13 protein-coding genes are annotated in these 24236 nt (G+C 73.4%); 5 read left to right on the top strand and 8 right to left on the bottom strand.

The window, feature by feature from the left end; genetic code table 11:
* Nucleotides 1-26: 26 nt before the first annotated feature.
* From truA to rpsI, 3 genes are all read left to right on the top strand, one after another.
* A complete protein-coding gene (gene truA, locus Bra3105_RS16140) occupies nt 27-881 on the top strand; it encodes a tRNA pseudouridine(38-40) synthase TruA (RefSeq protein WP_228357692.1) in 855 nt (284 codons plus the stop codon).
* Between the two features lie 416 nt (nt 882-1297).
* Complete coding sequence (gene rplM, locus Bra3105_RS16145) at nt 1298-1741, top strand: 50S ribosomal protein L13 (protein ID WP_200501839.1); 444 nt, start codon at nt 1298-1300, stop codon at nt 1739-1741.
* Nucleotides 1742-1792: 51 nt separating this feature from the next.
* Nucleotides 1793-2284, top strand: coding sequence for a 30S ribosomal protein S9 (gene rpsI / locus Bra3105_RS16150; RefSeq protein WP_152351821.1), 492 nt, complete (start codon nt 1793-1795; stop codon nt 2282-2284).
* Nucleotides 2285-2415: 131 nt separating this feature from the next.
* Here rpsI and Bra3105_RS16155 read toward each other — a convergent pair whose 3' ends face one another.
* The 7 genes from Bra3105_RS16155 to Bra3105_RS16185 all read right to left on the bottom strand — a co-directional run bounded on the left by Bra3105_RS16155 (nt 2416) and on the right by Bra3105_RS16185 (nt 19539).
* The gene (locus Bra3105_RS16155) at nt 2416-3141 is read right to left on the bottom strand and encodes a 4'-phosphopantetheinyl transferase family protein (RefSeq protein WP_228357693.1); all 726 of its coding nucleotides are present in this window, start codon (nt 3139-3141) and stop codon (nt 2416-2418) included.
* The gene (locus Bra3105_RS16160) at nt 3138-3935 is read right to left on the bottom strand and encodes an ABC transporter permease (protein WP_152351823.1); all 798 of its coding nucleotides are present in this window, start codon (nt 3933-3935) and stop codon (nt 3138-3140) included. Before Bra3105_RS16160 ends, Bra3105_RS16155 begins: the two co-directional genes overlap by 4 nt.
* Entirely contained in the window at nt 3932-4915 is a 984-nt protein-coding gene (locus Bra3105_RS16165) for an ATP-binding cassette domain-containing protein (protein WP_228357694.1), read from the bottom strand. Before Bra3105_RS16165 ends, Bra3105_RS16160 begins: the two co-directional genes overlap by 4 nt.
* Entirely contained in the window at nt 4912-5127 is a 216-nt protein-coding gene (locus Bra3105_RS16170; protein ID WP_152351825.1) for an MbtH family protein, read from the bottom strand. Before Bra3105_RS16170 ends, Bra3105_RS16165 begins: the two co-directional genes overlap by 4 nt.
* Complete coding sequence (locus Bra3105_RS16175) at nt 5124-15713, bottom strand: non-ribosomal peptide synthetase (RefSeq protein WP_228359678.1); 10590 nt, start codon at nt 15711-15713, stop codon at nt 5124-5126. Before Bra3105_RS16175 ends, Bra3105_RS16170 begins: the two co-directional genes overlap by 4 nt.
* 61 nt (nt 15714-15774) lie before the next feature.
* Nucleotides 15775-15987, bottom strand: a complete 213-nt coding sequence (locus Bra3105_RS16180; protein ID WP_228357695.1) for a hypothetical protein — start codon at nt 15985-15987, stop codon at nt 15775-15777.
* 186 nt (nt 15988-16173) lie between these two features.
* The gene (locus Bra3105_RS16185; protein WP_228357696.1) at nt 16174-19539 is read right to left on the bottom strand and encodes a DEAD/DEAH box helicase; all 3366 of its coding nucleotides are present in this window, start codon (nt 19537-19539) and stop codon (nt 16174-16176) included.
* Nucleotides 19540-19705: 166 nt separating this feature from the next.
* Here Bra3105_RS16185 and glmM point away from each other — a divergent pair, with 166 nt between their 5' ends.
* Nucleotides 19706-21052 carry a phosphoglucosamine mutase gene (gene glmM, locus Bra3105_RS16190; protein ID WP_228357697.1) on the top strand — a complete coding sequence of 449 codons (1347 nt, stop codon included), beginning with the start codon at nt 19706-19708 and terminating at the stop codon, nt 21050-21052.
* A gap of 76 nt (nt 21053-21128) precedes the next feature.
* On the opposite strand, the gene coaA is transcribed toward glmM, so the two are convergent.
* Nucleotides 21129-22085, bottom strand: a complete 957-nt coding sequence (gene coaA, locus Bra3105_RS16195; RefSeq protein ID WP_228357698.1) for a type I pantothenate kinase — start codon at nt 22083-22085, stop codon at nt 21129-21131.
* A 274-nt stretch (nt 22086-22359) separates the two neighbouring features.
* Between coaA and glmS the strand changes: the two genes are divergently transcribed.
* Complete coding sequence (gene glmS, locus Bra3105_RS16200) at nt 22360-24228, top strand: glutamine--fructose-6-phosphate transaminase (isomerizing) (protein WP_228357699.1); 1869 nt, start codon at nt 22360-22362, stop codon at nt 24226-24228.
* The last annotated feature ends 8 nt before the right edge of the window (nt 24229-24236 follow it).

Genomic DNA, 24236 nt, shown 5'->3' on the forward strand with positions numbered 1-24236 from the left:
GGAGCGGGACGACTACGCTCGCTTCCATGCGTCTGCGCCTCGATCTCGCCTACGACGGCACCGACTTCCACGGCTGGGCCGCCCAGCCCGGGCAGCGCACCGTGCAGGGGGTGCTCGAGGAAGCGCTGCAGCGCGTGACGCGCACGGAGGTCCCGGTCACGGTCGCCGGGCGCACCGATGCAGGGGTCCACGCCCAGGGGCAGGTCACCCACCTCGATCTCCCGGACCGGGCGGTCGCGGCGCTTCCCGGGCGCAGCGACCGCGCTCCGGCCGACGCCCTCGTCGCGCGCCTGGGAGGAGTGCTGCCGGCGGACGTCGTCGTCCGCTCCGCGCGCGAGGTCCCCGAGGCCTTCGACGCGCGCTTCGGGGCGCTCGCCAGGATGTACCGCTACCGCATCTCCGACGGGCCGCGCGTCCACGACCCGCTGCGGCGCGACGTGCTGCGCCACCGGCGCGCGCTCGACGTCGACGCCATGGGGGAGGCGAGCGCGGCCCTCCTGGGGGAGCACGACTTCCTGTCCTTCTGCCGCCCGCGCGAGGGCGCGACGACGATCCGCACCCTGCGCGAGCTCTCCTGGCAACGACCCGGCGAGGACCGGCGCGACCAGCACCTGGTGGTCGCGACCGTCCGGGCCGATGCCTTCTGCCACCACATGGTGCGCTCCCTGGTGGGCGCGATGATGGCCGTCGGCGAGGGCCGACGGGACAGCGGCTGGCCACTCGAGATCCTCCGCGCCCGCACCCGCGAGGCCGCGACCCGCACGGCGCCCGGTGCCGCCCCGATGGCGCCGCCGGAGGGACTCACCCTCGAGAGCGTCGAGTACCCGGCCGACGGCGATCTCGCCGCGCAGGCCGAGGCGGCCCGCCGGCTGCGCGGATGACGGCCCGGCGGCTGCGCGGGTGACGGCCCGGCGGCCGCGCGGGAGACAGCTCGGAGTGGAATCGACCACAGCGAGCGTTCTCGCAGGTCGGCAGGCACGCGCGGCATTGACCGGCCCTCATCCGCCCGGCTATCATGGCGAGTCGTCGTGCCCAGATGTGCACCCGAACCGCAGCCGAAGCTCACGCCGGCGCGAGCAGGGTTCCTCACACACATCGAGGGTCTCACCGTCAGCAGCGATCCGCGCTTCATCACCGCGGCCCGCGACCGACGGGGCGGGATCCAGGCGCGACGAGACGGCCATGCTTTAACCGAAGGAAGCGTGTCCACGGTCCAGATCGAATCGTGCCCCCGGGGGCGTGCATCCGCGCGCCCCTGATCCATGCGGGGCACACACGACGAGAGAAGAAGGCACGAGTGCGTACGTTCACCCCGAAGCCCGACGATGTCGAGCGCTCCTGGTACGTCATCGACGCAACGGATGTCGTCCTCGGCCGGCTCGCTTCCCAGGCTGCTCAGCTCCTGCGGGGAAAGCACAAGCCGGTCTTCGCACCCCACGTGGATGCAGGCGACTTCGTCATCATCATCAACGCTGACAAGGTTGCCCTGACCGGCAACAAGCGCGAGGCCAAGCTGGCATACCGCCACTCCGGCTACCCGGGCGGCCTCCGCGCCATCCCCTACTCCGAGCTCCTCGAGACCTACCCCGAGCGCGCGGTCGAGAAGGCTGTCCGCGGGATGCTCCCGAAGAACAAGCTGGCGACCCAGCAGCTCAAGAAGCTCAAGGTCTACGCCGGCCCGGAGCACCCCCACAAGGCACAGCAGCCCACCGAATTCACCTTCGACCAGGTGGCGCAGTAAGCGGGCGCGCCCCGCGCTCGCCCTGCCGCACGGAACATACTGAGGAGAACCGTGACAGAGACCACCGAGACCGTCGAGACCCTCGACGAGACCCCGACCAACTTCACGACCGAGTCCACCGCTGAGGCGGCTGTCGGCACCGGCCAGTCGATCACCGCCCCCGGTGGCGGCACCGGTCGCCGCAAGCAGGCCGTCGCCCGCGTCCGCCTGGTGCCCGGCACCGGCACCTGGACCGTGAACGGCCGCAGCCTCGAGGAGTACTTCCCGAACAAGGTGCACCAGCAGGAGGTCAACGAGCCCTTCAAGGTGCTCGACCTCCAGGGCCGCTTCGACGTCGTCGCCCGCATCAACGGCGGCGGCGCCTCCGGCCAGGCCGGCGCCCTGCGCCTGGGCGTGGCCCGCGCGCTCAACGAGATCGACCGGGACAACAACCGTCCCGCGCTCAAGAAGGCCGGCTTCCTGAGCCGCGACGCCCGCGTCATCGAGCGCAAGAAGGCCGGTCTCAAGAAGGCCCGCAAGGCCCCGCAGTACTCGAAGCGCTGATCGACCCGATCACGTCTTCTCACAGGACCCCGGCACCGCTTCGGTGCCGGGGTCCTGTGCGTCCGGCGACGGTGGACCCGTGCGGGCGGCGAGAACGAGCTGCGCGTGCGGAGCGGTGCACCTGGGGCCGGTCATCGTGCAGCGGGCACGAGCGGGCCGAGGTCGTGCGCGCGCGTGGGCCGACGGATGTCGGCGCGCGTCGCGAGCGCACAGGGGACCTCCCCGGGCAGGTCCTCGACGACGAGACCGGTGGTCGGGCGGGGAGAGCACTCGTGCACTGCCCACTGCCGCACGCCGCGCGTCCGGCGGGGCACGAGGCGGAGCCGGTGCGGTTCGATGCGGAGGCCGACGCCCGCGGCCTTCAGGACGGCCTCCTTGCGGGTCCACAGGTCCACGCGGGCCCGCGGACCAGCGGGTTCTGTGAGGTGCTCGTCCGGGTGCAGGACCGCGGCGTCGAAGCCGTCCCACAGCGCCCGCGGCAGCTCCTGGATGTCCACGCCGAGCGGAGGCGGTTCCTTCGCGCCGTCCTCGCACGCCGCCACGGCGACGAGGACATGCGGGCCGGAGGTGGATCCGGAGAGAGAGGCACCGGCGGTCCTGGGTCGGCCATGGGGTTCGCCGCACACGTCGCATGTGCGATCGATCGGCAGCAGCGGCGCCTCCGCAGCAGGAGCGCCCAGCACGTGCGCGAGCAGAAGACGCAGCGCGACGCGACCGGCCAGGGTGCGCTCGGCATGGGCCCCTTGCCGTGCGCCCGCTGCGACGAGGTCCTCGGGCGCGGCGAGCGACGGCAGGCCGCCGAGGGGGAGCGCAGCCTCCGCGACGGCGCCGACCGTGGTCCGCAGGGTGGCGATCACCGACGGCCGATGCTCCGATAGCGCACGACCGCCAGGGGCGCGAACACCGCGATGAGGGCGATGCAGCACAGCGTCGCGTAGAGCGCGGGATGGTCCGCCGGCCAGCCGCCGGGCGCCACGAAGCCCGCAGGGGCCGAGTTCCCGAAGCCGTCTCGTGCGGCGGTCGCGACCGCCGTGACGGGGTTCCAGCGGGCGACGGCCTGCAGCGCGGAGGGGAGCATGTCGGCCGAGACGAACGCGCCCGAGACGAAGCACACGGGGAACAGCCACAGCAGGCCCACGCTCTGGGCGACCTCCACCGAGCGCGCCGTCAGGGCGATCAGCGCACCCACCCAGGAGACCGCGAAGGCGAACAGCATCAGCAGGGCGCAGGTGAGCAGGATCGAGCCGATCCCACTGGTGGGTCGCCAGCCGATGGCGAGCCCGCAGACGAGGATGACGAGGACCGAGATGGCGCTCGTGGCGAGGTCCGAGACGGTCCTGCCCAGGATGACCCCGACGCGCGACATGGGAAGGGCGCGGAATCGGTCGATCAGGCCGGACTGCAGATCCTTCGCGAGGTACACCGCGGTGAACGACGAGTTGAAGGTGAGGGTCTGCGCGAGGATCCCGCCGATCAGGAACTCGCGGTACTGGTCGCCGCCGAGCGCGCCACCGAACACGAAGGCGAGGATGAGCACAAAGAGGATCGGTTGCGCGATCCCGGTGACGAGGGCGCCCGGCGTGCGCCGCAGACCGATGAGGTTGCGCCGGGCGATGACGCCGCCATCGCCGAAGGCCCTCAGGGCCCTCATCGTGCCGGCTCCGATTCCGGCGACCGCCGGGAGCCGCTCGGGCGGCCGCCCGACTCCTGATCCCCGGTCAGGGCGAGGAAGACCTCGTCGAGCGTGGGCTGTCGCAGGGACGCCTCCTCGACGTCGATGCCTGCTTCCTCGAGAGCGCGGAGCACGCGGCCGAGGCCGCCGACGCCCTCCTCCGTGCTCAGGGTGAGCCGATGCCCGCGGTCGTCCGCGTCGGCCTCGAGACCGTGCCGGGCGAGAGCCGTGCGGGCGGTGCGCACCTGGTCGGCCCTCGTGCACGAGACGTCGATGCGCGAGCCCCCGGCGCGGGACTTGAGCTCCCTGGCCGACCCCTCCGCGACGATGCGGCCCCGGTCGATCACCGAGATCGAGTCGGCGAGCCGGTCCGCCTCCTCCAGGTACTGGGTGGTCAGCAGGACCGTCACCCCGTCCGCCGTGAGGGAGTCCACCGCATCCCACGTGTCGCGCCGCCCTCGCGGGTCCAGGCCCGTCGTGGGCTCGTCGAGGATGACCACCGGCGGGCGCGCGATCACCGCACCGGCGAGGTCGAGGCGTCGGCGCATGCCACCGGAGTACTGGCCGGCCAGCAGAGTGTCGGCGACGTCCTCGAGGCGGAAGTCGGCCAGTAGTCCCCGGGCCCGCTCGACGGCCGTGCGCCGGGGCATGCCGTAGAGCCGTGCCACCATCCGCAGGTTCTCGAAGCCGGTCAGGCGCTCGTCGACCGCGGCGTACTGGCCGGAGACGCCGAGACTGCGCCGCACGTCGTCGGGATGCGAACGCACGGAGCGGCCGGCGACGAGGGCGTCGCCGGCGTCCGGGGAGAGGAGCGTCGTCAGGACCCGCACGATCGTGGTCTTGCCCGCGCCGTTGGGCCCCAGCAGGCCGTGCACCGTGCCGGCGGGGACCTCGAGGTCGACGCCGTCCAGTGCCGTCCGCCCGCCGAACCGCTTGACGAGGCCGTGCAGGGCGATCACGAGGCCTCTCGCGCTCCGTCCTCGGACCGGGCGGGAGTGATGTCGGACCAGGAGGCCGAGACGTGGCCGAGGCAGTCGGCGCGCGAGCCGGGCCCGAAGACCGCGACCCAACCGCGGGGGAGGTCCGCGGACTCCGGCCACAGCGAGTGCTGGCCGCGCTCGTTCACGAGAACTCGGAAGGTGCCGTCGGGATCGTCGAAGGGGTTGGTCATCGTGCGCTTCCTCTGCCGTCGTCAGGTCGGGTTCGAGAGTGGTTCGGAGCGCTCGGCGATCCGGTTCGGTGCGATTCCGCGCCGGGGAGGATCGAGTCGAGCCACGCCGCGACCTCGCGCGCCGCTGGATCGGACAGGAGATCGGAATGCCGTGAGGCGACCTGCTCGACGGTCACGGCGCCACGCACGTACTGAGCCCACGCCTCCGGTGCGGGTCGGCCCTGCGGCACCTGGGCGGTGGCCTCGATCAGCTCCAGGTCGCCGTCGACGACCGGCAGCGCGGCGTCGTCCAGGAGCGCCGCCACCTGCGGGAAGCGGGCCGCCATGCGCCGGGCCGCCGCGGCGGGGACGTTCCCCAGGGTGTTGCCGGCCGCCCTGAGGGTCGCGAGGACGGTGGAGACGTCCAATCGGCCCTCCGGTATCGGCGTCCCCTGGGCGTCGAGGAAGGCGCGCCAGCGCTCCTGCTCGTCGCGGACGCCGTGCAGCGCGTCCTGACCCGGGTAGGCGTCGAGGACCGCGAGGAGTGCGACCTCCTCGCCGGCGCTCTGCAGGCGGGCGGCGATCCGATGGGCGATGCGCCCTCCGAGCGAATACCCCAGCAGGTGGTACGGGCCGTGACTCTGGACGGATCGGATGGCGCGCACATAGTGGTCCACCAGGTCGTCGATGGTCTCGTCGGCATCCGCCGCGTCGTCCCCGTCGGCCGACGGGGCGAGGCCCGGGAGCTGCAGCCCGATCACCGGCCGGGTCGTGCTCAGATGGGGCAGGAGACCGGAGAAGGCCCACGCGAGACCGCTGGCCGGATGGACGGCGAACAGCGGATCGCCCCGGCCGTCGGGCCGCAGCGGCAGCACGACGCCGAGCGCGTCGTCCTCGGCCGCGGGCCCTGAGGCGGGCTCGGCGGCTTCGAGCGCCGCGGCGAGTCCCGCCACGGTCGGGGTGCGCAGGAGGGCGTGGATCGGGACCTCGCGCCCCAGCGCCCTGCCGATCGCCGCCGTCGCGGGACGGGCGACGAAGGAGTGCCCTCCCAGTGCGAAGAACGAGTCGTCAGCGCGGACGTCCTCGACCTCCAGCACGTCGGCGAAGGCCTCGGCGATCACGGTCTCGGTGCCCGGCCGCGGGGCGCGCCCCTCACCGCCGGAGAATGTCGGGTCGGGAAGGGCGCGCGCGTCCACCTTGCCGTTCGACGTCAGCGGGATGTCCTGGATCGTGGTGATCGCCGAAGGGAGCATGTACTCGGGAAGCCGCGCGGCGAGCGCCTGCTCGAGCCGATCCCGCAGGCCCTCGGCCTTCACGCCGGGCGCCGGCACCACCCACGCGGCGAGTACGGTGCCGCGGGCGCCGTCGACCGTGCGCACGACCGCCTGCGCGACGGTGTCCTGCGCCGTGATGACGGCGGCGATCTCGCCGGGCTCGATCCGATGTCCACGGATCTTCACCTGGTCGTCGATGCGCCCGAGGGCGATGACGGGCGCTCTGTGCCCCGGTTCCGCGTCCCGCACGGAGACGAGATCACCAGTGCGGTACATGCGGCTGCCGTCCCCCGCGAACGGGTCGGCGACGAAGCGCCCGGCGGTCGCGGCCGGATCGCCGAGGTATCCGTCGGCGAGCTGAGGGCCGCTGAGCCAGAGCTCGCCGATGCTGCCGACGGGCACCGGACGCAGACCCGCGTCCAGGACCCGGGCGACGGTTCCGCAGGTGGGTGCTCCGAGGACGGGCCGCATGCTGTCGGCGAGGGGAGCGACCAGGGTGTCGACCCCTGCCTCGGTGGGTCCGTAGAGGTTCCACCCCTGGACCGCGTGGCGCTCGCGCACCCAGTCCCACAGACCGGGGTCGACGGGCTCCCCGCCCAGCAGCAGGAGGAAAGGATCCTCCGGGTCCCGGCCATCGAGCAGGTCCGTGAGCCCGGTCTGCCCGCGCAGGGCGTCGACATGGCCCGGAGTGGCCTCCCAGGCGTCGATCCGCTCCCGCGCGAACAGGGAGACAAGGGCCTCGGGGTCCCTGCGCACGAGGTCGTCGACCACGTGGACCTCGTGCCCCGCGACGCACCACAGGACGGGATCGAGCGAGGCGTCGAAGCCGACACCCGTGGTGTGGGCGAGCCGTGCTCGGCGGCGTGCGGGATCGGGGAGAAGAGTCGAGCGGTGGCTGGTCAGGAGTCGCGTGAGGGCACGGTGGGGAACCCGGACGCCCTTCGGCGTCCCGGTGGTGCCCGAGGTGAAGATGATGTAGGCGCCGTCCTCGGGTCCCGGCAGGTGCTGCGGAGGCTCCCCGGCGGGGAGGGCGTCGATCGGCAGGATGCGGTCGGCGTCGAGCCCCGACGCACGCGCGCTCGCCGCGGCGTCCTGCTCGTCTGCATGCCCGGCGTGCAGCAGAAGGCGTGGCGCCGATGCCCTCATCATGGCCATGACCCGCTCGGCGGGCAGGCCGATGTCGAGCGGGACCGCGACCCCGCCCGCCCTCCAGATGCCGAGCATCCCGGCCACGGAGTCGCTGCCGCGACGCACGGCCAGAGCGACGCGGTCCCCGGTCCCGACGCCGGCGGCGCGGAGGCCTCCGGCGATCCCGTCGACGCGAGCGGCGAGCTCGGCGGTCGTCAGGGCTCGATCCGGGCCGACGAGCGCCGACGCGTCCGGGCGCGAGGCGGCGGAGTCCGCGAGAGCCGCGAGCACGCTCTGCGCGGGTGCCGTCGCGGGCCAGGGGGTCAGAGGCGTCGACGGCGGCCCCGCGGGGATCCTGTCGACGCGCGACCCGGGGTCCCCGGCGATGCCGCCGAGGAAGGTGAGCCAGCGGTCGATGAGACCGCGAGCGGCCAGGTCGCTGAACAGCTCGGCGTCGTACTCGAGGATCCCTTCCATGCCGCCCTCGGCGTCCGGTCGGAGCGTGAACGAGAGGTCGACCTTGGCCGCGCCCGTCGTCTCGGGGTCACCGCGGGTGACGGCGACGCCCGGCAGGTCCAGGACGGCCCCGTCCGTCTCCTCGAGGGAGAGCATGGTCTGGAACAGCGGATGACGTCCGAACCGGCGTGCAGGGGCCACGGCCTCGACGATGCGCTCGAAGGGGATGCCGTCGTCCTCCATCGCGGCCAGAGCGGCCTCGCGGGCGCGCCCCACCACGTCGCCGAACGTCATGGCCCCGTCGACCTGCATCCGGAGCGGAAGAGTGGTGACGAAGAACCCGACGAGGTCGGCGAGGTCGGGGTCGTCCCGCCCGGCGGAGGGCGCCCCGATCACGATGTCGTCGCCAGCCCCGATGCGCTGCAGATAGGAGACGAGAGCGGCGAGCCAGGTGTGGAACCCGGTGCCGCCGGCGGCGCGTCCCTGATGCAGGAGAGGCGCGGCGACCTCGGCGGGGATCGTGAAGACCAGGGAGTGCGCGGGACGGGTGCCGGCCTCTCCCCGCTGGCCGTCCGCAGGCAGGTCCAGCTCCTCGGGTGCACCCTCGAGCCGATCCGCCCAGGCGGCGGGACGAGGGTCCTGCGCCGGGTCCTCGGCGTGGCGCATGCGCTGGTGACGGGCGTGATCGGCGAACTGCACGGCGAGGGGGCGGATCGCCGAGCGCATGCCGCCGGAGCGGGCGCTGTAGGCCGTGGACAGGTCGCGCGTGAGCGGTCTCAGCGAGGCACCGTCGGTCGCGATGTGGTGGATGGCGAGGGTCAGGTGCCAGCGTTCGGCGCCCGTCCGTTCCAGCCCGGCGCGCAGGGGGATCCGCGCGGCGAGGTCGAATCCCGCGGTGACGTCGATCAGGCCGTCCTGGAGGATGCCGACGGGCGGGTCGAGGACGCGCTGGACTCCTCGGCCCTCCACCTCGGGGAAGACGGTGCGCAGGATCTCGTGGCGGGCCACGAGATCGTCGATCGCGCCGCCGAGCGCCTCGACGTCGAGGTCCCCCTCGAGGTCGCACTCGAGCAGCACCGTGTACTCGGCCGACGAGGGGTCGAGGCGGTGCAGGAACCACAGGCGCTCCTGGTCGGGAGAGAGCGGGAGCTCCTCGTCGCGAGGGCGCGGATGGTCCCGCACCCACTCCCGCAGCCGCCCCGACACGGCGGTGCCCTCACCCGAGGACTGGGCATCGGACGAGTCCTGGTGCCGCGGGGCCACGCCCTCGGTCCCGGCCCCCTGCGCCCTCACGTCGGCCAGCAGCTGTGCCGCGGTGGGGTGATCGAAGACTGCACGCACGGGGAGCGCCGCGCCGAACTCCTCCCGGATCCTGCCGACGAGGCGGACGGCGAGGAGCGAGTGGCCCCCCAGCTCGAAGAAGTCCTCGTCCGGGCCGGGCTCCGTCACGGCGAGCACCTCTGCCAGCACGTGGCACATCCGCTGCTCGGCCTCGTCGCGAGGACCGCGATGCGGGTCTGCGGAACGCTGGGGATCCGGGAGCGCCGGGACGTCGACCTTGCCGTTCGCGTTCAGCGGCAGCTCCGGGAGAACGAGCACGCTCGTCGGGACCATGTAGGCGGGCAACTCGTCCCGGGCGCTCCGGCGCACCTCCTCCGGGTCGGCCTCACCGCTGACCCAGGCGGCGATCCGCTCCGTGCCCTCCCCGCCGGGCGCCACCACCCGGACGACGGCGGCGCGCACGCCGGCAGAGCGCTCCAGGGCGCTCTCGACGTCCCCGGTCTCGATGCGGTAGCCCCGCAGTTTGACCTGGCCGTCCGTACGGCGCACGAAGCGCAGCGAGCCGTCGGCGCCACGGCGGACCACGTCGCCCGTGCGGTACATCCGCTCGCCGTCGCCGGTGGGGTCGGCGATGAAGCGGGAGGCGGTCTCCGCGGAGCGGCCGCGGTAGCCGTCGGCGAGGGTCGCGCCCGAGAGGTAGAGCTCCCCCTCGACACCGGCGGGGACGGGACGCAGCAGATCGTCGAGCACGCGGATCGCGACCCCGTCGACGGGGCGCCCGAGGACCACGTCCCCGGAGCGGATCGGCGCGACCAGGGCGTCGACGGTGGCCTCGCTCGGGCCGTACAGGTTCCGCCCCTCGAGGACCTCGCTGCGGGCGATCAGGTCCCAGAGGGACGGAGGGACGGCCTCGCCGCCGAGCGCCAGCAGCAGGGAGCCGGACCCGCTGAGCACGGCGTCCTCGAGGCCGGCCTCGACGAGCCGCGTCGCGTACGAGGGGGTCGTCTCGAGCACGTCGATGCGCTCGCGGGCGATCGCGTCGAGGACCGCCTCGGCGTCGGCCTGGACGTCCCCGTCCGCCATGATCAGCGTGCTGCCGGCGACCAGCCAGAGGACCGGGTCCCAGGCGGCGTCGAAGGCGAGGCCCGAGACGTGCAGCATCCGGGGTGCTCGGCCCAGACGGCCCCGCAGGGGGCCGATGAGCGCCCTCTCGTGGTGACGCAGAAGGGTGCCGAGCGCGGCGTGCGAGACCTGCACGCCCTTGGGATCGCCGGTCGTCCCGGAGGTGTGGACCAGGTAGGCCGTGTCCTCGATGCCCGGCTGCGCGGGAGCCGATCCGTCCGACGGCAGATCACCCGGCGCGAGGACGATCATCGTCGCGCCGGGATCGGACGGGCCGTCGGACACATCGGCACGGCCCGACCCGAGGGGGCCGTCGGCAGGGTGGGGCACCTGCTGACGCAGGGCGCGGAACCGCGCGGGATCGCCGGTCAGCAGGACCCGCGGGTCCGCCGAGACCAGGACGCGTGCGAGGCGCGCATCGGGGTGGGAGGCGTCCAGCGGGACGGCGACGGCGCCGGCCCGGAGCACGCCGAGCAGGACGACGATGGCGTCCCTGTCGCGCGGGAGGGCGAGAGCGACCCGGTCGCCCCGCGCGATCCCGATCCCGGCCAGTCCCACTGCGACCTCCTCGACGCGCGCGAGCAGCTCCGCCGCCGTGAGCGCACCATGGGCGTCGACCAGCGCGGGTTCCTGGGGGCCCTGCGGCCGGGTCCATGCGGCGGCGGCGAGACGCTCCAGGATCGTGAGGGGCGCGCTGAGCTCCGGGCCGCGGTCGCGTGCCGTCAGGGCGCGCAGCTCGGCGGGCGAGGCGGTGGGGAGATCGCTCAGGCGGGTCGACGGGTCCGTCACGAGCTGTGCGAGCACGCGCTCCAGCGAGTCGCGCATCCTCTCGACGGTGGAGGCGTCGAACAGTGCCCGGTCGAAGCCGAGCGCCACGGTGAGCGGGCCGTCCTCGCCCTCCGGGGCGGTGACGTCGATCAGGAGATCGGCCTTGACCCCTGAGCTCGTGGAGGGGGCGGGGACGTCGACGTCGACGCCCGGCAGGTCGAGCCGGGCCGCCGGTGCGTTCTGGAGCGTCAGCAGCACCTGCACGAGAGGAGGGCGGTCGGGGCTCCGCGGAGGGCGGACGGCGTCGACGACGGCGTCGAAGGGGAGGTCCTGGTGCGCGTACGCGTCGGTGTTCGCGGCGCGGACGCGCTCGAGGAGCTCGTCGAGGCGCGGGTCGCCGTGCAGCGAGGTGCGCAGCGCGACGGTGTTCACGAAGAATCCGACGAGGTCCTCCAGCCGGGCGTCGCCGCGCCCGGCGACAGGGGTCCCGAGCACCACGTCATCGCCGGTCCCGTGCTGATGCAGCGCCGCGGCCAGGGCCGTGTGCAGCACGAAGAACAGGCTGGTGCGGTGCGCGGCGGCGAGCTCGCGCACGGCGGCGTGGCGCCGTGGGGACAGGTCGAGGCGGATCTCGCCGAAACCCTGCTGGGCCGTGTCCCCCGGGTTCGCGGCCCCGCGGGGGCGATCGCGAGGCAGGGAGATCTCCGGGGGCGCGCCCGCGAGGGTCCGCTCCCAGAACGCCGTGAGGGTCGCGCGCTGGCTGTGGGGGTCCTCGGTGTCGCCGAGCCGGTCCTGATGCCAGACGGCAGCATCCGCGAAGTCCACGGGGAGCGGCTGCAGCTGGGGAGCCCGTCCCTCGTGCCGCGCCGCGTACGCGTCGCCGAGGTCACGGGCGAACGGGGCCAGGGACCAGCCGTCGGTCGCGATGTGATGCATCGTGATCACAAGGGTCGCGCGGTCCGCGGCCGAGCGCAGCAGCACGGCGCGCAGCGGGATCTCCCGGGTGAGGTCGAAGGGACGCCGGGTCTCCGTCGCGATCACGGCGTCCACCTGGGCGGGCGGCACCTCGACGCAGAGGAGGGGCGAGGGCACCTGATCGGCGGGGAGGATCCGCTGGACGGGTTCGCCGTGCTCCGCGGGCAGGAGGGTGCGCAGGGGCTCGTGGCGGGAGATCACGTCGTCGAGGGCCGCCCTCAGAGCGCCGACGTCGAGGGCTCCTTCGAGGTGCAGCACGATCGGGACCGCGTAGGCGGCCGAGTCCGGCTCCAGCTGGTGGAGGAACCACAGGCGGCGCTGGTTGGGGGAGGCCGGGACCGGATCGGGGCGCGCGCCGCGCTCGGGGCGCGGGGGGACGGCCGCGCCGGGGGAGTCCTGCAGGGCGCGGGCGAGGGCGGCGACCGTCGGGTGCTCGAAGACGTCCCGCACGGTGACGGCTCGATCGAGGTCGGCGCTGAGCCGGGAGGCGAGCCTCGTGGCCAGCAGGGAGTGGCCGCCGGCGGCGAAGAAGTCCTCGTCGACGCCGATGTCGGTGCGCTCCAGGACGGCGCCGAAGCCGGCGGCCACGGCGCGCTCGGCGGCGGACCGGGGAGGGCGGGAGGCGCCGCCGCCGGTGACCGTGGCGGGATCGGGCAGGCCGGAGCGGTCGATCTTCCCGTTGGCCGTGGCCGGGAGCCGGGGCAGCGCCAGAACCACCACGGGCACCATGTAGTCGGGAAGGTGCTCGCGCAGAGCGCCGCGGATCGACTCCGCCGCCTCAGCTCCCTCACCGGCGCCGGGGCCGGCCGAGGATCCGGTCCCGCCGGTCGACACGTAGCCGATGAGCCGCGCGGACGGCCCGTCCCCGCGGACGATCGCCGCGGCGGCCACGACGCCCTCCTGCCGGCGCAGAGCGGCCTCGACCTCGTCCAGCTCGACCCTGTAGCCGCGGATCTTCACCTGGTCGTCGGTGCGTCCGAGGAACCTCAGCGTGCCGTCATGGCGGCGCCTGACCCGGTCGCCCGTGCGGTACATCCGGGAGCCGTCGGCGGCGAAGGGGTCGGCGACGAAGCGCTGGGCGTCCAGGTCCGGTCGGCCGATGTATCCCCGTGCGACCCCGTGCCCCGCCAGATACAGCTCGCCCACCCCACGGTCGGGGACCGGGGACAGCGCGGCGTCGAGGACGTAGTGGCGGCTGCCGCCCACGGAAGCGCCGAGATGCGGGCGGCGGCCGGTCGCGATGGGGGCGACCATGCTGTCCACCGTCGACTCGGTGGGCCCGTAGAGGTTCACGGCATGCACGTCGTCACGGGCCGCGAGAGCGGCCCAGAGCTCCTCGCCCACGGCCTCGCCGCCCAGGGCGATCTCGCTCGGCCGGTGCTCGCGGTCCAGCATCCCGGCGTCGATCAGCGCCTCGGCGAAGGAGGGGGTGGTCTCGAGGGCATCGATCCGCTCCCGGTCCAGGAGGGCGGCGAGGCGCTCGGGGTCCCGGCGGGTCTCGTCGTCGACGATGTGGAGTTCATGGCCGGAGATCAGCCACAGCAGCGGGTCCCAGGAGGCGTCGAAGGAGAGGCCGGCGGTGTGGGCGGCGCGCACGGGCCTCCCGAGCCGCTGGGAGGCCGGGTCGTGCCACGTGAGTCGATGGTGCTCGTGCAGGGCATGCAGGGACAGGTGCTCGACGGCGACCCCTTTCGGGCGCCCGGTGCTGCCCGACGTGAAGATGACGTAGGCGAGGTCGTCCGGGCCGATCGCGGGAAGGGGCGTCGAATCCTCCGTCCGCCGGCACCAGGTCGCGGTGTCGGTGTCGATCACGGTGGTCGGGACGTCGAACGCGGCCCCGTCCTCCTGGTCGCGGGCCAGCTGCTGCGACGTCGTCAGCAGCGCGGCGGGCTCGGCATCGCTGATCATGTCCGCCACCCGGGCGACGGGATAGGCGGGGTCCAGGGGCATGAAGGCGCCCCCTGCCCGCAGGATGCCGAGGACCAGCACCGGGAGCTCGACCGTGCGGCCGATCCTCACGGCCACGCGATCACCCGGACGGACGCCCTCGCGGACCAGATGGCGCGCCATCAGCGTCGCGCGGACGTCGAGCTCGCGGAAGCTGAGCTCGCCGTCGGGTGCGGTGACCGCGAGCTGCTCGCCGCGGGCGCGCAGGGTGGCGGCGGCGGAGTCCAGGAGCGTCCCCGGGGACACGGGGGCCCGGGAGCCTCTGCCCCCGTCCAGGAGCCGCTCCCGCTCGGCGGCGCCGACCACCGGCGCGGCGGCGACGGTCGTCGCGGCGGGCGCCTCGAGCGCGGCGTCGATCAGACGGAGGATCCGATCCCCGTGCTTCGACAGGGACTCGACCGTGTGCAGGTCGGCGTCGCCCTCCATCCGCAGCACGGGGTCGGAGGCCTCGCGGCGGGGATCGCCGAGGACGATGGACAGATCCCGCACGGGGCCGGTCGAGAGGATGTGCACCGTTCCCCGAGCGCTCCCGAAGCGGAGTTCGTCGATGACGGGCAGCAGGTTCACCGAGGGGCCGGGATCGGCCGGCGAGTCCTCGATGTTCTCGATGCGGAAGCGCTGGTGGGCGACAGCATCGCGGACGATCCGCCCCGTTCCGGAGACCACGTTCGCCAGGGTGTCGGAGGGCGATACCGGGATCCGCAGCGGCAGGACGCTGGAGAGCATGGAGGGAGTGGTCCGGGCGATCCGTCCCCGCCGGGCGGTGACGGGCAGCCCGACGGGGACGATCTCGGCCCCGGTCATCCGGGACAGGTAGACGGCGACCGAGGCGATGAGCGTCTTGGGCAGCTCCCGGTCGAGTCGAGCCAGGCGGCGTGCGCGCTCGGAGCCGAGGGGCACGTCGATCCGGACCACGTCGCGGGCGATGCCGTCGGAACGGCCCTCGAGGCCCACCGGGGGCGCCTCGCGGGCGATCGCCCGCTCCCAGTGCTCGGCGTCGGCCGCGTGCTGGTCTGAGGCCTCGTAGTCACGCAGCTCCCGGTGGAGGTCCCCCAGGGCGGGCAGAGGCGAGGGGAAGCTCGCCCCGACGCGGGCGAGCGCCGGTGCGAGCGCTCGGGGGACGTGCGTCCCGGGGACGAGGCCGGCCAGCCTCGAGTAGGCCCCGGCGATGTAGCGCAGGGCGACCACGGCCGAGTAGCCGTCGATCAGCACGTGGTGGACGCGCAGGAAGAAGAGCGACCGGCGCTCGCCGACGAGGAACAGGGTCGCCCCCAGCAGGTCCCCGCCGTCCATGGCGCGGGCGGTGGACATCTCGCGGTCCATGATCGCGTGCGCGATCTCCTCCGCCTCGTGGCGCGGCAGGTGCGACAGATCGCGGACCTCCACGAGATGCTCACCGGGTCGCGGCCGACGGATCTCTCCGAACGGCCCGTCCTCGTCCTCCAGGATCCGCATGCTCAGCGCGTCGAGGTCCGCGGCCGCCTTCACCAGGGCGATGTTCAGCAGGAGGGGGTCGATGGGGCCCTCGAGGTCGAGGTACTGCCCGATCTGGAACGAGGGATTCTCCGGATCCAGCTTCTGTGCGTACCAGATGCCGCGCTGGGCGGGCGTGAGCGGGATCCGCTCGGGTGACTCGGGGGCGATGTTCCTGCGCATCCTCACAGGGGCGTGCTCCTCGTGACGCTGTGGGAGTGTGTCGACGTGCCCGGTGCTCCGCTCACTGCTGGAACTGGCCCAGCTGGAGCGTCTCGAGCAGATCGTCGATGTCGATGAGGGGCCCGTCGATCAGAGGCCCCTGGACGAGGGAGCTCGACGCAGCGGTCTCGTCGGGCCCGGTCTCCTCGGCGTTCGCAGCGGGCACGGCGAGGCCCATGCCCACGAGCGCGAGGGCGGCAGCGGTGAGGGTGGTGCGACGGAAACGGTGGAACATGAGCGGTGCCTCCTCGGCGTCGGGATCCGGTCCTGGCCCGCGCGGCGGCGCCGCGCCGGACACCACGGGTTCGGAAGCCTCGCGGAGGCGGATTGGTCCGAGATGCGGAGGGATGACGGCATCCCGCGATCAGGCCGGGGCCCGGCGCGATCGCCGGGTGGGTCCCGAGGCGGTGGAAGCCGGGGACTAGCTCAGCAGCTCGCGGATGTCCTGCGCGGTGATCCCCGAGCGGAACGCCTTCCCGCCGTCGGTCAGGGAGTCGAAGAGCGCGGCCTTGCGCTGCTGCAGGGCGAGGACCTTCTCCTCGATCGTGTCCTCGGCGACCATCCGGAACACCATCACCCGGCGCTCCTGGCCGATGCGGTGGGCGCGATCGACGGCCTGGTTCTCCGCCGCCGGGTTCCACCACGGATCCAACAGGAACACGTAGTCGGCCTCCGTGAGGGTCAGGCCGAAGCCGCCCGCCTTCAGCGAGATGAGGAAGACCGGCGCATCGCCCTCGCGGAACTCCCGCACGGCGGCGTCGCGATCGCGGGTCGAGCCGTCCAGGTAGCTGAAGTCGACCCCTCGCATCGTGAGCTCGTCGGCCACGTGCCGCAGGTGGGAGGTGAACTGGCTGAACAGCAGCACCCGGTGGCCGTCGCCCAGGACCTCCTCGAGACGGTCGAAGAGCGCCTCGAGCTTCGAGCTCGGCACGTCGCCGTGGGCCTCGGCGTCGACGATCGACGGGTCCAGCGCCATCATCCGCAGCAGCGTCAGGGAGCGGAAGACGATGAAGCGATTGCGATCGAGGTCCGTGTCGATGAGGCCGAGCACCTTCTTGCGCTCGCGCTGGAGCACCGAGTCGTAGAGCGCCCTGTGCTCGGGGCCCAGCTCGACCTTCACGACCTGCTCCTGCTTCTCGGGGAGCTCGGAGGCGACCATCTCCTTGGTGCGCCGCAGCATGAACGGCCGCAGCCGGGAGCGCAGCACGTCCATCCGCTCGGGGTGCTCGCCGCTCTCGATGGGCAGGGTGAAGCGCTGGCGGAACCCGATGGCGGGGCCCAGCAGGCCGGGCGCGGCGATCTCGAGGATCGACCACAGGTCGTCCAGGGAGTTCTCCATCGGGGTGCCGGTGATCGCGAGGTGGAACGAGGCGCGCACGTTCTTCGCCGCCTGGTGCGTGCGCGAACGGCGGTTCTTCACGAACTGCGCCTCGTCGAGCACGAGCCCCTGGAACTGCTCGCGCGCGAACTCGTCGTCATCGATGCGCAGCACGGTGTAGCTCGTGACCACGAGGTCCGCGCCGCGGACCGTCTCGGCGAGGTCCTCGCCGCGGGCGCGGGACGTGCGGTCGACGATCCGCACGTCGAGGTCCGGGGCGAAGCGCTCGGCCTCGGCCCGCCACACCGGGAGCACGGAGGAGGGGGCGACGACGAGGAACGGCGGCGGCGCGTCGGAGACCGAGCCGTCGGCCCCGTCGACGACGACCGGAGCGCTCTCGCGCGCGTGGGCGATGAGGGCCAGGGTCTGCACGGTCTTGCCCAGGCCCATGTCGTCGGCCAGCACCCCGCCCAGCCCGTGATGGAAGAGGAAGGCGAGCCAGGAGTAGCCGTCGCGCTGGTAGTCGCGCAGGTCAGCCGTGAGGGCGCGGGGGAGCGGGGGCGGGGTCAGGTCGCCCGCGTCCTGCAGGGCGCCGACGGTGCGCTCCCACTCCGCGCTCGCCTCGGCGGACTCCGCGATCTCCTCGAGGTCCTCCCACATGCCGACCTGGAAGCGGCTGATGGACTGCTGCTGCGGGTCCCACTCGGCGAGGGCCTCGCCCTCGGCGATGAGCTCGCGCAGGGCGTCGAAGGCGGGGTTGTCCAGGGAGAAGTACGTCTTGTCCGGGAGCATGATCCGGGTCCTGCCCTGCGCGAGCGCGACGAACAGGGTGGGGAAGGGGATCTGCCGGCCGTCGATGGTGATCTCGAAGCCCAGGTCGAACCAGTCGTGCTTGCCGGGGGACTGCTGCTGGGTGATGCGCACCTTCGGGGCGCCGTCGAGCTCGCGGTAGGCGTGGCGGGTGCCGACGATCTCGGTGCGCACGTGCGGCAGACCGCCGAGCTCGTCGAGCACGTGCTCGGAGAAGCGGGCCGTGTCCGGGCCGCTCAGCTGCTCGGGGGCGTCGCCGCCGGCCGTCGGCCACAGCGTCCTCACCCGGGCGAGCACCTCGTCCTCGTGGGCCACGTCGCGGCGCACGCCCTGGCGCTGGTCCATGGGCAGGGTGCGGGCGGGGTCGTGGTAGCGCCAGGTCCAGGTGAGCGAGAGGCGGTCGTCGGGGGCGTAGGCGGCGGCCAGGTGCAGGGTCGCGGGCTCGATCGCCGGCATCTCGACGCTGCCGTCGCTGCTGGTCACGCGCGTGACCGTGCGCAGGCGCGGGTATGCGTCCTCGAGGAAGTCCTCGCGGTCCTCTCCGGGCACGACGAGCGGCTCGGGCCGCTGGAAGAGGCGCTGCAGGGCCGTCGGGATCGGAGAGCCGACGGGCGCGATCCGCGCCGAGAAGCCCGTGGCGCGCGGGCGCGAGCCGTCGTCCGTCGGCGCCGAGGGGTCGTCCAGGGCGATCACGCCCGCGGTGCCCAGCGGCCGGGCCTGCGCGACGTCCTGGCCCTCGAGCGTGATGCGGGGGAGGACCTGGAGGTCGCTGCCGCCCTCGGGGATGCGCAGGTCCACCTCGACCGCGCCGACGGACGCGAGCTCGATCGCGCGCAGGCCGTCGCCCGGCAGGAACTCGACGCCGGCGTCGCGCGCGTACGCGAGGGACTGCCAGATCAGCGGGGAGCCGATGGAGTTCAGCCAGAGGTGCTCGATCGAGCCGCTCGCGTACGAGCGCTCGGCCGTGGCGGAGGCGAACATGCGGGTCAGGGCCTCGGCGTGGCCCGTGTGGTAGGCGCGGCCGGCCATCCGGAACTCGAAGGTGCGCCAGGAGAGTCCGCCCTTGATCCAGGTGCCCTTGCGCCCCATCGTCATCGGCCGCAGGCCCAGCCAGAGGTCGCCGCCCTCGGCGAGCAGCGCGGGGGTCGCGGTCTCGCGGCGCAGGCGGGAGACCCCGGGACCCACCCGCGAGACCTCGAGGTCGAAGCGGATGGCGAGGGGCTGGGGGACCTCCTCGCTCGGGGACTCGGTGAGCAGGGGGCGCAGCACGCTGCGCCACTCGGCGGGCGTCTCGCGCCTCTCCTCGGCCGCGCCGAGGTCGTCGAGGTGGTAGAGCACCGCGGCGACGTGCTTGCAGTCCGCGCCGATCGGGCACGAGCAGCGGGAGCGGCGGGGACGCCACAGGCCCCCCGGCTCGGCGGGCAGGAAGCGGCGGGAGACCGCGTCCTCCTCGTACTCGGCGAGGGTGACGACCGTGCGATAGGGGGAGCCCGCGCTGCCCTGGACGTCGGCCGTGACGGTCCCGCTGTCGACGTCCCAGACCAGATCCTCGACGCGGCCCTCACGGGCGTAGGCGAGGCCGTGGCCCGCGGCCCGGCTCCCCACCTGGTGGGTGATCACCGTGGGCGGCACGTGGGGCAGCAGGTCCGCAGTGGGCATACCCTCCAGGCTACTGCCGCACGGGCTCCCGCGGCGCCCGTCCACAGCGAGCGACGCGCCACGTCGGGGGCGTCGCCCAGAGGACCGCGAGCCCATCGCGGTACCCTGCCCGGGCGGCGCCTCGCGCCGGCACCCGGCTTCCAGCATCCATTCCGAGGAGACCCCTGTGGCACGACTGTTCGGCACCGACGGGGTGCGCGGCACCGCGAACGTGGACATCACCGCGGAGCTCGCGGTCGACCTCTCGGTCGCCGCCGCCCACGTGCTCGCGACCTTCGGCGCCTTCGACGGCGTGCGTGCCCGGGCGATCGTGGCCCGCGACACCCGCCCGTCGGGCGACTTCCTGAGCGCGGCCGTCTGCGCGGGCCTCGCCTCCGCGGGCGTCGACGTCGAGGACGCCGGGATCCTCCCCACCCCCGGGCTCGCGCATCTCGTGAAGACCTCGGGCGCGGACCTCGGCGTGATGATCTCCGCCTCCCACAACCCCTCTGCCGACAACGGCATCAAGTTCTTCGCGCGCGGCGGCACCAAGCTGCCCGACGAGGTCGAGGACGCGATCGAGGCCCGCCTCGGCGAGCAGTGGCAGCGGCCCCTGGACACCGAGGTCGGCACCATCCGCGACTACGGCGGCGCGGTCGAGCAGTACGTCGAGCACCTGGTCTCGACGCTCGACGGCCCGCTGACCGGCCTCACCGTCGTCGCCGATTGCGCGAACGGCGCCGCCTCCGAGACCGCCCCTGCCGCCCTGCGCGGCGCCGGCGCGACCGTGCACGTGATCGGCGACCGCAGCGACGGCAAGCAGATCAACGAGGACTGCGGCTCGACGCACCTCGAGAAGCTGCAGGCGGCCGTCGTCGAGCACGGGGCGGATGTCGGCGTGGCCTTCGACGGCGACGCCGACCGCTGCCTCGCGGTCGACGCCGCGGGGCGCGAGATCGACGGCGACCAGATCATGGCGATCCTCGCCCTGGACCTCAAGGAGCGCGGGCAGCTGCACGACGACGTCCTCGTCGTCACCGTGATGAGCAACCTGGGCCTGAAGATCGCCATGAAGGAGCACGGGATCACGCTCGGGCAGACCTCCGTGGGCGACCGCTACGTGCTCGAGGAGATGAACCTGGGCGGCTACTCGCTGGGCGGGGAGCAGTCCGGGCACGTGATCATGGCCGCGCACGCCACCACCGGCGACGGCGAGCTGACCGCCCTGCACCTGCTGCAGCGCATCGCCACGACCGGCAGCAGCGCTCGCGAGCTCGCCGATGTCATGACCCGCCTCCCGCAGGCGCTCATCAACGTCAAGGGGGTCGACAAGGCCCGCGCCTCGATCGACCGGGGCGTGCTCGACGCGGTCGCCGCGGCCGAGGCCGAGCTCGGCGAGAGCGGCCGGGTGCTGCTGCGCCCCTCGGGCACCGAGCCCGTGGTGCGCGTGATGGTCGAGGCCCCGAGCGACGAGGTCGCGACCAAGGCCGCCGAGAAGCTCGCGGCGGTCGTGCGCGAGCGCCTCTCGCTCTGAGCGCCTGTTCGCTCTGAGGGTCTGAGGAAGGGGCCGACGGGAAACCGTCGGCCCCTTCTCCGTCCTCCCGCGGCTCTCAGACCCTGCGCAGCAGGACGCTGCGCACGCGGTGCTCGGCGTCCTTGCGCAGCACGAGGTCCGCGCGGCCGCGCGTGGGGGCGACGTTCTCCGCGAGGTTCGGGCCGTTGACGTCGTCCCAGATCTTCTCCGCGGTCGCGCGCGCCTCCTGATCGGTCAGGCGCGAGTAGCGATGGAAGTAGGAGCGCGGATCGGAGAAGGCCGTCTGCCGCAGACGCAGGAAGCGCTCGATGTACCAGCGGCGGATGTCCTCGGTGCGCGCGTCGACGTAGACGGAGAAGTCGAAGTAGTCGGAGATCGCGACGCCCAGGCGGCCGTCGCTGCGCGGCCGCGGGGGCTGCAGCACGTTGAGGCCCTCGATGATGAGCACGTCGGGACGCTCCACGACCACCTTCTGATCGGGCACGATGTCGTAGACGAGGTGGGAGTAGACGGGCGCCTCGACGCGGTCCGTGCCCGCCTTGACCTCCGCGACGAAGCGCAGCAGTGCCTTGCGGTCGTAGCTCTCGGGGAAGCCCTTGCGGTGCAGGATGCCGCGGGCCTCGAGCTCCGCCGTCGGCAGCAGGAATCCGTCGGTCGTCACCAGCTGCACGTTCGGGGTGTCGGGCCGACGCGCCATGAGCTCGCGCAGCAGACGACCCGTCGTGGACTTGCCGACCGCGACCGAGCCCGCCACGCCGATCACGTAGGGCGTGCGCTGCAGACCCTGGTGGAGGAAGCCGCTGCGCGCCCGTCGCAGCTCCTGCGCGGAGCCGACCTGGATGTTGAGCAGGTGCGTGATGGGGCGGTAGACCGCGTCGATCTCCGCGAGGTCCAGCTTGTCGCCCAGTCCCCGCAGCTTCTCGGCGTCCTCGGCGGTCAGGGGGAGGGGTGTCTGGTCCGACAACCGGGCCCAGTCCTCGCGGCGGATCTCGTCGAAGGGGGTGAACGATCCGTGGACCGCATGGGATCTCATGGTCAGCCATTGTTCCATCGGCCGCGGGGCCCGCGGGCGCGAATGGCCGGGTCGCGGAGGCGAACGGCGGGGCACGGGGACCCGACGGACGCGGACGAGCGGCACCGCATGACCGTTCCGCTCAGGACCGCGCAGAGGTCGGTGCGCGAATCTGACAGGTCGTGAGCACTCCCCGTCAGGGCCGTGCACGGGCCCCGGCGAAGGTGAGCGAGGCCTCCCTCGGACCCGCGCCGCAGGGGGCGCCGAGGGGTCCGCGACCGCTAGCGTCGGGGCCATGTGTGGAATCGTCGGCTACGTGGGCTCCGCCCCCGCCTCCCCCTCTCCCCGTCCTCTCGAGGTCGCCCTCCAGGGCCTCGCGCGCCTCGAGTACCGCGGCTACGACTCCGCGGGCATCGCTGTGATCGACGACGGCTCGGTGCGCGTCGCCAAGCGCGCCGGGAAGCTGCAGAACCTGCGCGACGCGCTCGCGGGCGAGGAGGACACCACCTCCCCGGTCGCGATCGGCCACACCCGCTGGGCCACCCACGGCGCGCCCACCGACGACAACGCCCACCCCCACCTGGGCGGGAAGCACGACGAGGTCGCCCTCGTGCACAACGGCATCATCGAGAACTTCGCGGCCCTGCGCGCCGAGCTCGAGGCCGAGGGCTTCGCCTTCCGCTCCGAGACCGACTCCGAGGTCGCGGCGCACCTGGTCGCCCGCGAGATGCAGGGCACCGGTGACCTCACCGACGCGATGCGCGCGGCCGTCGCCCGCCTCGAGGGCGCCTTCACGCTCCTCGCGGTGCATCGCGACGCCCCCGACCGCGTGGTCGCCGCCCGCCGCAACTCCCCGCTCGTCGTCGGCCTCGGAGAGGGCGAGAACTTCCTGGGCTCCGACGTCGCCGCCTTCGTGGACTCCACCCGCGAGGCCCTCGAGATCGGCCAGGACCAGATCGTCACCGTCACCGCGGACGAGGTCGTCGTCACCACCTTCGAGGGCGAGCTCGTGCCCGAGCCCAAGCGCTTCACCATCGAGTGGGACGTGACCGCGGCGCAGAAGGGCGGCCACGACTCCTTCATGGCCAAGGAGATCCACGAGCAGGCCACCGCCGTCGCCGACACCCTGCGCGGACGCATCGAGTCCGGGAAGCTCCACCTCGACGAGATGAGCATCGACCCCTCGGTGCTGCGCAGCGTCGACAAGATCATCGTCGTCGCCTGCGGCACCGCCGCGAACGCCGGCAACGTCGCGAAGTACGCGATCGAGCACTGGTGCCGCATCCCCACCGAGGTCGAGCTCGCCCACGAGTTCCGCTACCGCGATCCGATCGTCACCGAGAAGACCCTCGTGGTCGCGATCTCCCAGTCCGGCGAGACCATGGACACCCTGATGGCCATGCGCCACGCGCAGGAGCAGGGGGCCAAGGTCGTGGCCATCTGCAACACGCACGGCTCGACCATCCCGCGCGAGGCCGACGCCGCGCTCTACCTGCACGTCGGCCCCGAGATCGCTGTCGCCTCCACCAAGGCGTACCTGGGGCAGATCACGGCCTGCTACCTGCTGGGCCTCTACCTCGCGCAGGTGCGCGGGAACCTGTACCCCGACGAGATCGCCGCGCTCATGGAGGACCTCGACCAGCTGCCCGCGCAGGTGCAGCGCGTCCTCGACGACGCCGAGCAGGTGGGCGACCTCGCCCGCGCCATGGCCGACGTCTCCAGCGTGCTGTTCCTGGGCCGCCACGTCGGCTACCCGACCGCCCTCGAGGGTGCGCTCAAGCTCAAGGAGATCGCCTACATCCACGCCGAGGGCTTCGCCGCCGGCGAGCTCAAGCACGGGCCGATCGCCCTCGTGGAGGAGGGGCAGCCGGTCTTCGTGATCGTGCCCTCGCCGCGCGGCCGCGACTCCCTGCACTCGAAGGTCGTCTCGAACATCCAGGAGGTGCGCGCCCGCGGGGCCCGCACCCTCGTGATCGCCGAGGACGGCGACGACGACGTGCTCCCGTACTCCGACGTGGTGCTGCGCGTGCCCGAGACCCGGACCCTGTTCGCGCCCCTGCTCACGGTGATCCCGCTGCAGATCTTCGCGTGCGAGCTCGCCGCCGCCAAGGGCCTGGACGTCGACCAGCCGAGGAACCTCGCGAAGTCCGTCACCGTCGAGTGAGGCGCGGG

The sequence above is a fragment of the Brachybacterium halotolerans subsp. kimchii genome (assembly GCF_020792675.1).
GTDB classification, from domain to species: Bacteria; Actinomycetota; Actinomycetes; order Actinomycetales; family Dermabacteraceae; genus Brachybacterium; species Brachybacterium halotolerans.

Bases quoted from the DNA above. Each gene is read 5' to 3' on its own strand.
- truA (WP_228357692.1), top strand. From the start codon at position 27: ATGCGTCTGCGCCTCGATCTCGCCTACGACGGCACCGACTTCCACGGC.
- Bra3105_RS16160 (WP_152351823.1), bottom strand. From the start codon at position 3,935: ATGAGGGCCCTGAGGGCCTTCGGCGATGGCGGCGTCATCGCCCGGCGC.
- Bra3105_RS16170 (WP_152351825.1), bottom strand. From the start codon at position 5,127: ATGACCAACCCCTTCGACGATCCCGACGGCACCTTCCGAGTTCTCGTG.
- Bra3105_RS16175 (WP_228359678.1), bottom strand. From the start codon at position 15,713: ATGCGCAGGAACATCGCCCCCGAGTCACCCGAGCGGATCCCGCTCACG.
- Bra3105_RS16180 (WP_228357695.1), bottom strand. From the start codon at position 15,987: ATGTTCCACCGTTTCCGTCGCACCACCCTCACCGCTGCCGCCCTCGCG.
- Bra3105_RS16185 (WP_228357696.1), bottom strand. From the start codon at position 19,539: ATGCCCACTGCGGACCTGCTGCCCCACGTGCCGCCCACGGTGATCACC.
- coaA (WP_228357698.1), bottom strand. From the start codon at position 22,085: ATGAGATCCCATGCGGTCCACGGATCGTTCACCCCCTTCGACGAGATC.
- glmS (WP_228357699.1), top strand. From the start codon at position 22,360: ATGTGTGGAATCGTCGGCTACGTGGGCTCCGCCCCCGCCTCCCCCTCT.